We start from the raw sequence: 14,949 nt of genomic DNA, 5'->3' as shown, positions 1-14,949 counted from the left end.
GGCCGACCTTATACAATTATCTATACTTTCTTCCAACGACTCTTTTCTGCTACTGCTGTAAAAAGTACGTCTGTTGAAGAGTTAAGGGCTGTTTCACAAGAGTCTTGGATGACACCTACGATAAAGCCAACACCAACAACTTGCATAGCCAAATCATTTGAGATACCAAAGAGGCTACATGCTACTGGCACTAATAGAAGGGATCCTCCAGCAATACCTGAGGCACCACAGGCAGAAATAGCTGAAACCACACTAAGAATGAGTGCTGTCGCAAAATCGACCTGAATTCCCAAAGTCGTTACTGCAGCAAGAGTTAAGACATTGATTGTCACGGCTGCCCCAGCCATATTAATAGTTGATCCCAAAGGAATAGAAACTGAATAGGTATCAGGATTTAAACCAAGATCTTTACAAAGCTGAAGGTTAACAGGAATATTAGCTGCTGACGAGCGAGTAAAGAAGGCTGTAATCCCAGAGTCTTTCAAACAACGGAAAACCAGTGGGAAAGGATTTTTGCCCATCATCACAAAGGCAATAATAGGATTAACAACCAAGGCAACAAAGGCCATTGTTCCCACTAAAACAAGGATTAGGACACCATAATCCGCCAAAACACCAACACCATTCTCAGAAATAGTATTAAAGACAAGACCAAGGATACCAAATGGCGCCAAGTTAATAATCCAACGAACGATTTGTGAAGTCACTTCTGCCAAGGTATGTAGCAAATCTTTCGTGTGAGTGCTAGCTGTTCGCATGGCGAAACCAAAGACAACCGCCCATACTAAAACACCAATGTAGTTAGCTTGAGCCAAGGCATTGACAGGGTTATCCACCATCTTAAGCAACAAATCTTTAAAGACTTCTCCCACACCTTGAGGTGCCGTTGCTTTAGTCGCTGCCGCTGCTCCCAACTTCAGAGAAATTGGAAAAATATAGTGAGAGATAACAGCCGTCAAAGCTGCCGCAAAGGTCCCAAAGAGATAAAGAACAATAACTGTCTTCATGTTGCTTTGTTGACCTTCTCGCGTTTGGGAAAGGGCATTGGCAACCAAGGCAAAGACCAAAAGTGGGGCAATTGCCTTCAAGCCACCAACAAACATGTCTCCTAAGAGACCAATAACCGTAAACTTAGGAACAAGCAAACCAAGCACAGCACCCACTACCACACCAATGGCAATGCGCTTAATTAGACTGGTCCTATTCCAAGTTGAAATAAAACGTTTCATAACTCATTAACTCCTTTTTATGGTTAGCCAACCATAAAGCATTCGATAGCTTCCATACTATGATAAATATCTGAAATCGTCAAGGCATGAGAAAAGCCTGTAGCAAACAGGCTCTCAAATCCTATTTATGACTCAATTTACGAGTCAAGAAATCACCCAAGAATTGGATAAGGAAAATCAAAATCAAAATCAAGAAAGTTGCCAAAATGGTAACTGATGTACTTGAACGGTTATATCCATAGTAGATGGCGATGTAACCTAGACCACCTGCACCTATAGCACCGGCCATTGCAGTCTCACCGACTAGGGAAATCAGAGTTACGGTTGATACACGAACCAATTCTGGGAGCCCTTCACTAAGGTAAACCTTAATCGTATCCCAAAGTGTTGCGCCACTTGCTTGTGCTGCTTCAATAACGCCACGGTCAAGATCTGCAAGTACCACCTGTACTTGACGTGCAAAGAATGGGAAGGTTGCAGCTGACAATGGAACCAAGGCAGCTGTCATACCAAGGTTAGTCCCCACGATAAAGTAAGTGAAGCCTTTCAAAATCGCCAAGAGGATGATGAAAGGAATGGCACGAAAGATTGAAGTGATTTTATCCAAGATTTGGAAAACAAATTTATTTTCAATAACTCCACGAGGACCTGTCAATACCAAGAAGAGCCCCATAACAAGACCAAGAAGTCCCCCAATGATGAAGGAAATAACCGTCATGTAGAGAGTCGCATAGATGGCGTCTGGCCAAGAATTAACCCCCTGCATACCGATACGATAAATATCTGGAAAGTTTTGTTGAATCCAATCTGCCATTATTGGGCTCCTTTCTTAAGTACTTGCAAGCTGACACCTGCATTTTCAATCGCTTTTTGAGCAGCAAGAACCTGATTCGCTTCACCATCCAAGACAACGACCAATTCACCAACAGGAGTATCACCTAGAATCTCAACGTTACCATAAAGGATGTTACTTGAAACTCCGTACTCTTTGAAAAGTTCGGTCAAGAGTGGCTCATCTGTTGAAGAACCAGCATATTTAAGTTGAACGAGAAGGGCTGAGCTTGGTAAGTTTTTCACCAAAGGTTGTGCATTAATCTTAGCCAAGGCATCTTCAATCCCTGCAGCAGTTTCAATAAATTCTTGTGTCAAATCTTCTTGAGGATTTGAGAAGATATCAAGAACACTGCCCTCTTCCAAAAGTTGACCATTTTGCATAACAGCCACACGGTTACAAATGTCTTTAACAATTTGCATTTCATGGGTAATCATAACCACTGTCAAACCAAGTTTTTTATTCAAATCCTGCAAAAGCGAAAGAATTTGCTTAGTTGTTTTAGGGTCAAGGGCTGATGTAGACTCATCTGAAATCAAGATTTCAGGATCATTAGCCAAGGCACGCGCAATCGCTACACGTTGTTTTTGACCACCTGACAATTGTGCAGGATAGTTTTCCGCACGATCAGCCAAATCAACCAATTCCAAAAGACCACGAATTTTTTTGTCTTTCTCTTCATTGCTTAGTTTAGAATGGCGAAGAGCAAAGGCTACATTTTCATAAGCCGTCTTTTGAGCCATAAGGTTAAAGTGTTGGAAAATCATCCCAATCGTTTGACGTTTCTGACGCAATTCTTTTGTCGACAATTGGACCTTACCATCTGCAAAAGTCACATCTTTACCGATAGTGATTTTACCAGCTGTAGGCACTTGCAAAAGATTGATTGCGCGCACAAGGGTAGATTTACCAGCCCCTGAATAACCAACAATTCCATAAATATCACCTTTTTCAATCTGGATAGACACATCCTTAACCGCTTGAATAGTGCGGCGTTTCTGCGTAAAGGTGATATCAATATTTTTCAAATCAATAATGACATTACTCATAACTTGCAATTAACTCCTTAATTAGTTCAATGTGGGTGTAATAATCTGCTAAGCTGACATTTTCATCCCCACCATGGTCACGACTGTTGGCATTTCCTATACCAAAGGCTGCCATAGGAACACCCAAAGCCTGATGAATCATATGCATAGGCCCCGTACCTGCTGCCGTTGGAAGCACAGCAACACCTTCTTCATAAAAGCCTTTTGCTAACTCAATAACATTAACAATAGCTGGATCAGACATATCACTTCGATAACTTTCTTCACCAAGAGTGAAGGTTACCTTGATACGGTCAAATCCTTCTTTTTTGAGGTGAGCCTTAATACACTCCAAAACGTACTCAGGTGTCAAGCCAGGGACCAAACGCATCTCCATCTTAGCTCTGGCTTGAGCTGGTAAGATGGTCTTAACCCCTTGCCCCTGATAACCTGTTGAAATTCCCTCAATAGAAAGAGCAGGCTCAAAATAGTAAGTTTTCAAGAACGCTCGGCGGTCACTTTCTAAAATGGGTAGTTTTAAGCCGTAAATCCTACGAAGACTGTCTGCATTTTCAATGGCATAAGTTTCGATAAGATTCATCTCTCGTTCGTTTGGTTGGACAATCTTTTCATAGATGCCGTCAATAAGGATATGTCCCTGATCATCTCTCATGCTTGAGATAGCATTAAGCAAGTACCATGACGCCGATTCAATCACTGCACCAAATTTAGAGTGGATATCAACATCAGCACTCTCGACAGACAAGTCAAAGGTAATAATCCCCTTGTTGCCACCTGTGATTTCCAATTGACCTTTACTATTTCGGTTCCCTTGCTCCCAAACCAATAGGTCTGCTGGAAGAAGGTCATCTCGGTATTTTTCTAAATATTTTTCAAGGTCTGTTGATGCTGATTCTTCAGCACCTTCCATCATAAACGTAATATTTACAGGAAGATCACCAACTTCTCGAATATATTTCCGAAGGGCTGTCAGACGAGCTGTAATATGCCCCTTATCATCATCAACACCACGACCATACATATATCCCTTTCGAACAGTCAGACGGAAAGGTTCATCGGTCCATGGCTGATCATTGTCCGCAGGAACAGTGTCATAGTGTTGATAGAAAATAATTGTTTTCGCATCTGGATTTGGACTCTTGAATTTCGCCAAGACAAAAGGTGCCGTATAGGTCTCGTCAATTGTCACCTCTGCGCCAACACCAGAGAAAATCTCACCAAGGTAAGCAGCCACATCATAGAGACCAATATTTTGAGCAAAAATAGATTTTTTAGAAATCAAAGTCCGCAAAACTTCAAAATAGTGCTGAGCAATTTCATCGTTACGAAATTTTCGTAACTGCTCTTCTTCACTTGAAAATGCCATCAAATCGTCTCCTTCATACACGACAAAATGGCGTGCTCTCACACGCCCTCTGTCCTTAGCTTATTTCTTTGAATTAGCTTTCAATTGATCTTGTGTTGGGGCACCTTTCCATGCTGGAAGGTCAACCTTGTTAGATGCATCATAGATGATTTGTGCTACTTCATCGTTTTGGTAGGCTTTAATCAAAGTCTTGATAGCATCAGCTTTATTTGATTTTTCCCAATCTTTATTAGCTGCAATGATGTTAACCCAATCTTTCAAATCTTGACTTGGTTCTTCTTGGAAGAGAGTTGTATCATAGTTAACGTTTTGTTGTTGTGCGTATGAGTTATTAACAACCGCTGCATCTACTGATGAGAGAGTTTGGGCAGCTTGTTCAGCTGAGATTTCTTTGATATCCAATTTCTTTGGATTCTCAGAAATGTTCTTGATAGTTGCCAATTCACCATCTTTAACATCCAACTTAATCAAACCAGCTGTTTGAAGAAGTGTCAAAGCACGGCTTTCGTTTGTACCATCGTTAGGTACTGAGATTGTAGCTCCTTCTGGAAGCTCTTTAACATCTTTATACTTAGCTTTTCCGTTTTCAGTACCTGAGAAAAGGTGGATTGGGCTAAGAAGTGTGTCAGCTGCCGCAACAACATCACCTTTATTTTCTTTGTTCCAGTTGTTCAAGAAATAAATGTGTTGGAAAGCATTAACATCGATTTCACCGTTTTTAAGGGCTTCATTTGGTTGGTTGTAGTCTGTAAACTCTTTCAACTCGATAGTAACACCCTTGTCTTTAGCCAATTCTTTGACTTTATCCCACAATGGCTCAGTTGTATCATCCAAAGTCATGATACCAACTGTCAAAGTTTTATCATCTTTAGCTGATTTATTACCACCAGCACCACAAGCAGCCAAAGCGACTGTTGAAGCGACTGCCAATCCTGTAATTCCGAGAATTTTTTTTAGTTTCATAACGAACTCCCTTTAATTGTTTTAAGTATAAAATTATTATCCCATAGGATAAGAATTGTATCAAATTGTTTATAATTGTATATCTCTATAGCTATTAGCTATAACCTGTCCTAGATTTTAATTATATAAAAAAGCTGAGAATCATTCCCAGCTCCTTTCTTATTTTTTGCTTGGAACTTTCAAAGCGTCTTTAGTTGGAATATAATCTTTATTTCCAAGGAATTTTTCAGCCAATTTAGCCAAAGTACCATCTTTTTGGAGTTCTTCCAAACGTTTGTTTACAAATTTTTGAAGGTCTTTTTGGTTATCTGCGAACAAGAAGTAGATGTATGGTTGTTGATCAGATTTAAGCTCAATAGTCTTCAAGTTGCTCAATTTATTGTTTTTGATGATTGCATTAACAGTTGGTGCATCAAAGATCTTGAAGTCGTACTTGCCTTCATTCAAACTTGTCAACATTTGTGTAATATTTTCATTTGTGTAGTTAAGTTCAACTGGCTTGTCTGAATGTTTATCGTTAAATTCAGTTAATTGTGTCGCTGTCGATGTTCCTTGAACAACCTGCGTTGAGTGTCCAGCAATATCATCATATTTCTTAATATTACTATCTTTTGGAACAGTCAAAACAGCTGGTGTGGTCCCAATTGGATATGAGAAGAGGTATTTTTGGTCACGTTCTTCTGAATAAGAGATATTGTTCCCAGCCATTTGGTATTTAGCTGAGTCAAGACCTGTGAAGACTGAAGACCATTCTGTTTTTTGGAATTTCACTTCATATTTGTCAGAGTCCTTGAAGACTGCTTTAGCCACTTCCACATCGTAACCAGTCAATTCACCGTTTTCTTCATATGAGAACGGTGCTGTTGTCCCAACAGTGGCAAAGTTAATTGTTTCTTTAGCACCTGAAGATTTAGATGCTTCTTTTGATGATTTAGATGAACATGCAGCAAGCAAAGCTACTGAAGCAATGGCTACACCCGTAATTCCAAGAATTTTTTTAAGTTTCATAATACTCTCCTTTGAGATTGATTGTTATTATTGTAACAGAATTCACTAAGCTTAACTAATACTTAAACATAATCAAGGTGATAAGAAAATACTATCACCTAAAAATATCAATTGTTTGACAAAGAAAAAAGTAGGAAACCTAGAACGATTTCCTACTTATCCTTATTAATAATGTGACAAACGCTCAACTACTTGCTGGTTACTGAGCACTTCCTGGGCAGGAAAGAAATCAGCTTTGCCATCTTCGAAAAGAAGAACATCAGCCTTTTCATGATGAAGGTGCTTGAAGTGGTGAGCAGACATGATAATAGTTTTTCCAGCTGAATGAAGGTCATGTAGAAGTTCCCTAAAAAATTCTTCATATTCTTTAGAAAGATTATTGAAGGGTTCATCAAGAATATACACATCTGGATTAGTTACCATGATACTGGCAAAAGCCACTTTCTTCTTTTCTCCACCAGACAGTTGATAGGGAACGCGATCTCTTAAATCGTCAATTTTAAGCAGGGATAGCGTGTCTTGAACGCGCTGTGAGACTTCTTCTTCGGTTAGACCTAGCTGGCGAGGACCAAAAGCAATCTCATCATAGACAGTACTATTAAATAACTGACTATCCACATCCTGAAAGAGGATTCCGAGGCGACTATAAAAATCTCGTTTTTGACGTTTGTCCTTCAGCCATTCTTTGAGGTCCTTCCCTAAGAAAAGAATGCGACCAGATTCTTCCTGCTTGAAGCCAGTTAATAAACTGATAAGACTTGATTTCCCAGTCCCATTTTCCCCCATCAACATCACATATTGTCCTTGTCTAATCTCCAAATCAAGACCAGTAAAGACCTTTTTTTGTTCATAGGCACAGGCCACTTGTTTCAATTGAAACATCTCATCCTCCTAACAGAATCTGTCCTAAAATCATTGCTACTAGACCTATCAAGGCCAGCCAGTCCTTCCATGTGAATGACTGTGATGACTTGACATACTCACCAACAAAGCAACGTGCTTCCATGGCTTGAGTCAGTTCCTCACCATAGCGTATAGCTTTAAGGTATAAAATTCCCCAGATATTACTTCCAATCCGGAAACGATGGTTGCCGCCAAAGCTTCGTGCTTCAATCCCTTTGAGCAAATCCATTAATTGTTTTCCAAAGACATCAATATATTTTATGGTGATATCTAACTGGAGCAGAACAAGATCAGGAAAATGCAACCCTTTTAATGCCACTAGCATCTCACTTATTGTACTTGTCTCTGAATAATAAGCAATGGCTACGGCAATCAAAGGAAGTCTAAAAAGAAAGAGCGATTGACCTCCGCTAAGTAAGAGATGCGGTAGATAAAGAACTAGTGGGAAAATCAACAACACTACAGTTTTTTTCAAAGTTCTTACTAAAACCGAATGCGGTAAAAAAGTCACGCCAGCTCCTAAAAACAAGGCTACAATCCACAAAACTGTGAGATTTCGGCTAATTCCCACTGAAACCAGTAAGAAAAAGAGAAGTAAAACCTTAGCTGTTGGATGAAAGACTGATGCTACTTTTAAAGGATGCGTTTCAAACTTTTGAAGAAGAGCTTCCAGATGGTGACGATTCCGGATAAGAAAGTTATTTCTACCGACTTTAGTGACTACTGGGCGCTCTTCCGACATCCAATCTGGAAGAATCATTTTTCAACCTTTCTACCGAAAATCAAGCGATAGAGGATGAAGAAAATCAAAACAGCAGAGGCAGCGCTCAGGATATAACCCAAAACTTCTGGAATGCCTGCGATACTATAATCTGGGAAGAGGGCATTGAATGAAAAACCATTCAACATTCCTTTTGGCGCTTGGGCTTCCACATGGTAATGAGACAATTTTTCTACCAACTCTTTGACATCCCATTCTGCAAAAGCTGTTCCCGTCGCCAATAAACCAAGTGGCGTTAGGATAATTAAGGCTAGGATAAAGAGCAATAAAGGACGTAGTTTTTTAGTCGTTATTTCCTGAGTATTATCAATATTCAAACGTTCAATGAATTCTTGAACACCGGCTGTGAAAAATCCTTCTACCAAGCCGATAAGCAGGTGAGTCAAGCCCATTACTGGAAGCGTCACTCTCAAAGGGTATGGATTGTAAAGCGGATTACCACTGCTATCTTTAAAGAGAATCGGTTGAATTCCTAGTAAAACCGCAACAGTCAGGGCCGCAACTACAATTCCAATATAACCTCCAAAAAAGCTAGCAATTATCCTGTTCTTTGTCCACTTATTCAAGAGTTTATAAACAGCATAACCCACAAATGGCATGACAACAGCCATACAAAAGGCATTCGCACCAAAGGCCAAAATCCCACCATCACCAAATAGCAAAGCCTGCATAGCTAGAGCCACACTAACTGCTAAACAGGAGGCCCAAGGTCCTAACAATATAGCAATTAGCACTGCCCCAACAGCATGGGCACTAGTTCCACCTGGGGCTGGAAGATTAAACATCATGATAAGGAAGGACAAGGAAGTCCCGATTCCCAACATAGGAATCGTTTTTTTATCAGTGTCAACCTTTACCTTCACTTCCTTGACAGCCTTATACCAAATAGGCAACATAACTGCCCCCATTGCCGCACAAGTCATAGGGCTTAAGTAATTTTCAGGAATATGCATTTCTTATCTCCTCATATCATTTTTTCTCAAATTCAAAGGGGTTAATCCATGTATTTCTTGTCTAAAATAGTCTGCACAAGAATAAATGACGCGACGATTATCCTCAGCAGTTTTTCCTAAGATACGTAACACCAAACCTGAGATATCTAAGGATGAAATGGCAAAATCAGACTCAAGATTTAGCCCTTCTAAGTACTTCTGCAAAGCCTTAACAAAAGCCTCGTCAATATTTGGGGACACCATTACCAAGCTATTGTAATTACGCCAGCCTTCAAAATAACCAAGTTTAAACATATCTTGTTTCTGAGGTTCTAAGAGAGTCTGATCGCTATAAACAAGTTCATTATCTTGGTAAATTTGTGTCAAATTACGAAAATAATGGTATTGAAACGGTAAATCCTCATGAGACCAACCTGCCGTTACACCATCTGAATAAATCAAGTGGGCAGACTTATCCATATCAATACGACTTGTTTGGAAATAGCGTGATTTTAAATATGGAATAACTTCATCAGCCATGTACTCCAAATAACTATTTTCTTCAAGTGTGATAGACGTATTCTGTTGTGTCAACTGTCCTTTCTCACACTTGTAAACATAGGTCGGTGTTTGAGTTGTCACCAAGGCATGAGCATCTTTATTAACATCAATGGTCACTTGATACTGCTCACCCTCGACAAAGCCCCCACCCATATTAATTAGGAAATAGTAAGGAACGCCATTGTCATCTGAATTATCTGCCGACACTCGAGAGTTGCCTTCTTGGTATTTCTTGTGGGAAATTGTACGACCATTTCTGTTTGAAAATCCAAGATGGACAAAGCCATCATATGCTTGTGTCATCTTACAAGTCCTCTAGTAGGAAATTCTTACGAATCCATTCTTCTACTTCCTTAACATTGTCATCATTATTCAAATTTGTGAAAATGAAAGAATCTTCGTTACGGAAATGAAGGGTATCTTCACGCATACGGTCTAGGTTGGCTCCAACATAAGGTGCAAGATCAGTCTTATTGATCAAGAACAAATCACTCTTAATCATCCCTTGACCAGCCTTACGTGGGATTTTTTCACCCTGAGCAACGTCAATAATATAAATGGTAAAATCAACCAAATCAGGGCTGAAGGTCGCAGCCAAGTTGTCTCCACCACTTTCAAGGAAAATAACATCCAAATCATGATTAAAGCGCTCTTGAAGAGTTTCAATCGCTTCAAAGTTCATAGAGGCATCCTCACGAATCGCAGTATGAGGACACCCACCAGTTTCTACACCAATGATACGGTCTTCGTCTAAGCTTGAATTTTTAGCCAAGAAAAGGGCATCTTCTTTTGTATAGATATCGTTAGTAATAACTGCTAAATTTAAGTCGGACATACGTCGTGTAAGACGCTCAAGCAAAAGGGTTTTACCTGAACCAACAGGTCCACCAACTCCAATAATTACAGTACGTTTTGTCATTGTTTTTTCCTCTCAACCTTGTTGATATTTTAGGACATGAATAGGCGGAATACCTGTGTTTCATGTTTCATCTGAGCTAATTCAAGACCAGGCGTATTGGCCCCAAGGTAGGACGCATCCAATTCTTGAATTTCTTGTGTCATTTTTTCTAATTGCGAAAAGCTACGTAAAACAATCTCCTGTCCAGCAAACTGTCCAAGGGGAATGGCACGCACAGCATTTTGAACCATCGTCGAAATCACGCTATAGCCATAAAGTGCTATGGCTTCATTACATCCCAAGCCCTTGTTAAACACATAGAGCGCAAAGACAATAGCTGGATTGCCGAAGACCACACCCTTACGTATTTTAGACTGATAGTCATCCAATACCGGAATAGCATGAAGCCTTTGAATGAGTCGAAGCATTTGCTTAGCAATCATTTTAGTCCCCTGTCTTGTTTCACGCGCTTGCGTCGAAACTGTCAAGACCTTATCATAATGCCAAACCTGCTCTATGTTATCTGTAACCATAGCATCATAAACCAGTTTGATTACAAGACCTTCACCATATTTAAACTGACTAGCTAAATAGGCTTCTTGCCACTCTTCGTAACCTTTATCATCTGTTACAGTGTCTTCACGCAGATAATTTTCCATCCCAAATGAGTGGTTAAATGATCCAATTGGAAAGGTTGAATCGACAATTTGCACAATTTCAAGATAATCTTGCAAAGACACATTAGCAAAGGGATTAATGTTCATGGGCAGTTAAATTCACATGGCGTAGGGGTTTATCAAGGACCACTTCTTCAATCGTGTAGGCAATCTCTTTTTGAGTCAAGACTTGCTCTACTACTGGGTCAACCTCTAAATAAATCTTGGCATCTTTCACCTCAATTGGTTTATGAGTATTCCCAAGAATGTGAGCTGTGATTCCCATTTCATCCATATCTTTAGGTGAGATGACAATCAAATCCTGTGACTCAACACCAATAGCTAGGACATGGTGATCATCGATAAAAAAGGCAGATCCATTTTGCAATTTTTGTCCCTTATCAAGACGAATACCAAATTCATTCCCATGATCACTCTTCACACGAATAATTTTTTTGTTAAGATCGTCACTCGAAAGAATGACTGTTTCAATATGGTATTTGTCCACATCGATATCCTTAACAAGAGCATCTACTTTTGTAAAAATCATACTTTTTCCTTTTCTATTACATTTTAAAAGTCTAGCATCAGACTCATATAGCAACCTAATAAAGTACTAAAAACGTTATGGCTGTAAAATACAAAAGAGGTTGGAGGAAAAATTCCAGCCTCATGTATATAGCGTTTTCCTTAGAACAAGAAATAACGTTGAGACAATGATGTCGTATGGATTGGCTCACAAGTAACCAACTCATCATCAATAAAGACATCAAAGGTCTGTGGATCGATACGGATTGTTTTTGGAGCGTAGTCATTAAGCTTCATATCACGCTTAGTCAAGTTACGCGTATTCTTAACAGGAAGAACAATCTTATTCAAACCAATTTCTTCTTTGATACCGTGATCATAAGCATATTGAGAGACAAATGTAAGATTTGTTTCATGAACCGCTTGACCGTAAGCACCATATAATTTACGCATGATACGTGGTTGAGGTGTTGGAAGACTTGAACCAGCGTCACCCATAACACCATAAGTTAACATACCACCCTTAAGCACCAACTTAGGTTTTGCACCAAATTGTGCTGGTTCCCAGATAACCAAATCTGCAAATTTACCAACTTCTACAGAACCGATATAGTCTGCAATACCATTGGTGATGGCAGGGTTAATTGTATATTTAGCCACGTAACGTTTAATACGGTTATTATCGTTAAACTCTGAATCCCCTTCAAGTGGACCACGCTGAGCCTTCATCTTATCAGCTAGTTGCCAACAACGCATTGCTACTTCACCGACACGTCCCATTGCCATGGCATCTGAAGTCATGATACTAAGGGCTCCCATATCGTGAAGAACATCTTCTGCAGCCACAGTTTGTTTACGAACACGTGATTCGGCAAAGGATACGTCTTCTGGGATTTTTGGATCCAAGTGGTGACAAACCATAACCATATCTAACAACTCACCAATAGCATTTGTAGTATATGGGTTAGTTGGGTTAGTTGATGATGGCAAAATATTTTCCTTACCTGCAAAGACCATAATATCTGGAGCGTGCCCACCACCAGAACCTTCGGTATGGAAGGTATGAACGGTACGACCTTGGAAAGATTCCAAAGTATTTTCCATAAATCCACCCTCATTCAAAGAGTCGGTGTGGACCGCAAAAGAAACATCGTATTTATCCGCAACTTTAAGGGAATTATCAATTCCTGCGTAAGTCGCACCCCAGTCCTCGTGTGTCTTAATTCCTGCTGCACCAGCTTTAATTTGCTCTTCAACCACTTCAGTCTCAGAACCAACACCTTTGGCAAGGAAACCAAAGTTAGCAGGCATATCATCAACAGCTTGCAACATACGAGTAATATGGAATTTACCTGGTGTACATGTTGTTGCATTACTACCGTCAGCGGGACCAGTACCACCACCAAAGAGGGTCGTGATTCCATTATCCAAACCAAATTCAGGAAGGTCAGCAGAAATATAATGTACGTGGAGGTCAATACCACCAGCAGTCACAATCAAACCTTCTGCAGCAATGGCTTCTGTACTAGCACCCACAACAAAGTCCACATTGTCCATTGTATCTGGGTTACCACCGCGACCAATAGCAACAATCTTACCATCACGAATACCGATATCTGCTTTAATAATACCTGTATAGTCAATGATGGTTGCACCTGTAATAATGGTATCAACAACTGATGGATTGTCACGTGTTTCCGTAGCACTAACACCCATACCATCACGCAAAACTTTACCGCCACCGAACTTAGATTCCTGTCCATAAACAGTAAAGTCTTTTTCAATGGCTGCAAAAAGATTGGTATCTCCAAGACGTACGCTATCCCCTACAGTTGGTCCATAGTGTTGAGCATACTCTTCACGATCCATTTTAAAACTCATCGATTTGTCCTCTTTCTAGTCTAAGAAACCATTGACCTTGTTATTGAAACCAAAAATACGACGTTTCCCTCCAAAGTCAATAAGTTGTACTGTTTTCGTTTCACCTGGCTCAAAACGAATGGCTGTACCTGCTGGAATATCTAGACGTTTGCCTCGCGCCTTTTCACGATCAAATTGAAGACCAGCTTCGTTTGCTTCATAAAAATGGTAGTGAGAACCCACTTGAGCAGCACGGTCACCCACATTTTTCACTTCAAGACTAATGGCTTCGTAACCACCGTTATAATCAATTGGCTCACTCGCCACATGGTATTCACCTGGAATCATTACACTTCTCCTTACTGAATAGGATCATGAACAGTAACCAGTTTTGTACTGTCCGTAAAAGTAGCTTCAACTTGAATCATTGGAATCATTTCTGCAATACCTTCCATAACATCTTCACGTGTTAAGAGATTGCGAGCTTCATCCATCAGTTGGGCAACAGTTTTACCTTCTCTTGCACCTTCAAGCACATAGTCAGTGATTAAAGCAACTGCTTCTGGATGATTCAATTTGATTCCTTTGTCTTTACGTCGTTGAGCAATCATAGCCGCAAGGCTAATCATCATTTTTTCCTGCTCGCGCATTGTCAATTGCATCGTTTTTCCTCCTTAAATCAATGCTTACCACTTGCCCCAAAGCATCAAAAGCCCTGGAATCCAAGCTGTTACAATTCCTTCAAAAATAGCTAGGTAAGGGACAAATTTTCCTAGATTCTTCTTAAGATTAATTTCAATAAAGGCAGTTAGCCATAGGATACCCCACAAGAACCAAATAATACCATACCAAGCATTACCACCGTATCCAGATGTTAAGCAAAGAATCCCTGCTGGTAGCGTATTAATTGCCACAAATAAACTAAACCACCCATACAAACGTTGATCAAAATCGAAAATCGTATTGATCGCTGAGTAAAGATAGGTGAAAGCAAATAAAAGACCAGTAGCGCTACCATAAAACCATTCAGCGCCTTGCCCTGTACAAGCTCCGTAAGCAATGACAATAATGTTGAGAATCAAACCCAGACCACCCGTAAAGATATTCATGACAACATTTGATTTATCAGGAATACCCTCTAAACGATGGAGTCCATTACTCATCAAAACCATACCAACATAGAGTAGGATGACACCTAACATAAGAACCTCCTAAGTTTTTTTATGTTAATATCATACTACTTTGACAACACATGTCAACGAATTTTCAGAAATTTCGCAACATTTAGATGGTAGTCAATCTAACATATAGTGTCAAAAAATGACATCACCTTTAGTGATCCTCGATTGAAGTCCTTTGCTCAATCCCAGATAAACAAACAGT

17 protein-coding genes are annotated in these 14,949 nt (G+C 39.8%); all 17 read right to left on the bottom strand.

All coding sequences use genetic code 11. The features are described from left to right. Positions 1-20 precede the first annotated feature (20 nt). Positions 21-1,229, bottom strand: a complete 1,209-nt coding sequence (gene sstT / locus HMPREF2867_RS03690) for a serine/threonine transporter SstT (protein WP_070575902.1) — start codon at positions 1,227-1,229, stop codon at positions 21-23. Between the two features lie 121 nt (positions 1,230-1,350). Further along, positions 1,351-2,043: a methionine ABC transporter permease gene (locus HMPREF2867_RS03685; RefSeq protein ID WP_013990052.1), complete on the bottom strand. Its 693-nt coding sequence runs from the start codon at positions 2,041-2,043 to the stop codon at positions 1,351-1,353. Further along, positions 2,043-3,110: a methionine ABC transporter ATP-binding protein gene (locus tag HMPREF2867_RS03680; protein ID WP_070575899.1), complete on the bottom strand. Its 1,068-nt coding sequence runs from the start codon at positions 3,108-3,110 to the stop codon at positions 2,043-2,045. Before HMPREF2867_RS03680 ends, HMPREF2867_RS03685 begins: the two co-directional genes overlap by 1 nt. Then, the gene (locus tag HMPREF2867_RS03675) at positions 3,103-4,476 is read right to left on the bottom strand and encodes a M20/M25/M40 family metallo-hydrolase (protein ID WP_070575897.1); all 1,374 of its coding nucleotides are present in this window, start codon (positions 4,474-4,476) and stop codon (positions 3,103-3,105) included. Before HMPREF2867_RS03675 ends, HMPREF2867_RS03680 begins: the two co-directional genes overlap by 8 nt. A gap of 60 nt (positions 4,477-4,536) precedes the next feature. Continuing rightward, positions 4,537-5,439: a MetQ/NlpA family ABC transporter substrate-binding protein gene (locus HMPREF2867_RS03670; protein ID WP_014633605.1), complete on the bottom strand. Its 903-nt coding sequence runs from the start codon at positions 5,437-5,439 to the stop codon at positions 4,537-4,539. Positions 5,440-5,598: 159 nt separating this feature from the next. Next, positions 5,599-6,447: an amino acid ABC transporter substrate-binding protein gene (locus HMPREF2867_RS03665; RefSeq protein WP_014633606.1), complete on the bottom strand. Its 849-nt coding sequence runs from the start codon at positions 6,445-6,447 to the stop codon at positions 5,599-5,601. 165 nt (positions 6,448-6,612) lie between these two features. Next, complete coding sequence (locus HMPREF2867_RS03660; RefSeq protein WP_070575895.1) at positions 6,613-7,329, bottom strand: energy-coupling factor ABC transporter ATP-binding protein; 717 nt, start codon at positions 7,327-7,329, stop codon at positions 6,613-6,615. A gap of 1 nt (position 7,330) precedes the next feature. Next, complete coding sequence (locus HMPREF2867_RS03655; RefSeq protein WP_070575892.1) at positions 7,331-8,110, bottom strand: energy-coupling factor transporter transmembrane component T; 780 nt, start codon at positions 8,108-8,110, stop codon at positions 7,331-7,333. Then, the gene (gene cbiM / locus HMPREF2867_RS03650) at positions 8,107-9,084 is read right to left on the bottom strand and encodes a cobalt transporter CbiM (protein ID WP_013990045.1); all 978 of its coding nucleotides are present in this window, start codon (positions 9,082-9,084) and stop codon (positions 8,107-8,109) included. Before cbiM ends, HMPREF2867_RS03655 begins: the two co-directional genes overlap by 4 nt. Before the next feature lie 3 nt (positions 9,085-9,087). Continuing rightward, the gene (locus tag HMPREF2867_RS03645) at positions 9,088-9,927 is read right to left on the bottom strand and encodes an urease accessory protein UreD (RefSeq protein ID WP_070575889.1); all 840 of its coding nucleotides are present in this window, start codon (positions 9,925-9,927) and stop codon (positions 9,088-9,090) included. 1 nt (position 9,928) lies between these two features. Next, positions 9,929-10,543 carry an urease accessory protein UreG gene (gene ureG / locus HMPREF2867_RS03640; protein WP_002889928.1) on the bottom strand — a complete coding sequence of 205 codons (615 nt, stop codon included), beginning with the start codon at positions 10,541-10,543 and terminating at the stop codon, positions 9,929-9,931. Positions 10,544-10,572: 29 nt separating this feature from the next. Next, on the bottom strand, positions 10,573-11,286 hold the full coding sequence (locus HMPREF2867_RS03635) for an urease accessory protein UreF (RefSeq protein ID WP_002889927.1): 714 nt from the start codon (positions 11,284-11,286) through the stop codon (positions 10,573-10,575). Further along, positions 11,276-11,728, bottom strand: coding sequence for an urease accessory protein UreE (gene ureE / locus HMPREF2867_RS03630; protein ID WP_002949549.1), 453 nt, complete (start codon positions 11,726-11,728; stop codon positions 11,276-11,278). Before ureE ends, HMPREF2867_RS03635 begins: the two co-directional genes overlap by 11 nt. 140 nt (positions 11,729-11,868) lie before the next feature. Then, entirely contained in the window at positions 11,869-13,587 is a 1,719-nt protein-coding gene (gene ureC, locus HMPREF2867_RS03625) for an urease subunit alpha (protein WP_002886560.1), read from the bottom strand. A 15-nt stretch (positions 13,588-13,602) separates the two neighbouring features. Beyond that, entirely contained in the window at positions 13,603-13,914 is a 312-nt protein-coding gene (locus HMPREF2867_RS03620) for an urease subunit beta (RefSeq protein ID WP_002886559.1), read from the bottom strand. 11 nt (positions 13,915-13,925) lie between these two features. After that, on the bottom strand, positions 13,926-14,228 hold the full coding sequence (locus HMPREF2867_RS03615) for an urease subunit gamma (RefSeq protein ID WP_002886558.1): 303 nt from the start codon (positions 14,226-14,228) through the stop codon (positions 13,926-13,928). Between the two features lie 24 nt (positions 14,229-14,252). After that, positions 14,253-14,768 (bottom strand): AmiS/UreI family transporter, encoded by a 516-nt coding sequence (locus tag HMPREF2867_RS03610; RefSeq protein ID WP_002886548.1) that lies wholly within the window; start codon positions 14,766-14,768, stop codon positions 14,253-14,255. Positions 14,769-14,949 lie beyond the last annotated feature (181 nt).

Source organism: Streptococcus sp. HMSC064H09 (assembly GCF_001812625.1).
Taxonomy (GTDB): Bacteria; Bacillota; Bacilli; order Lactobacillales; family Streptococcaceae; genus Streptococcus.
This window is presented reverse-complemented; position numbering and strand designations above follow the sequence as displayed.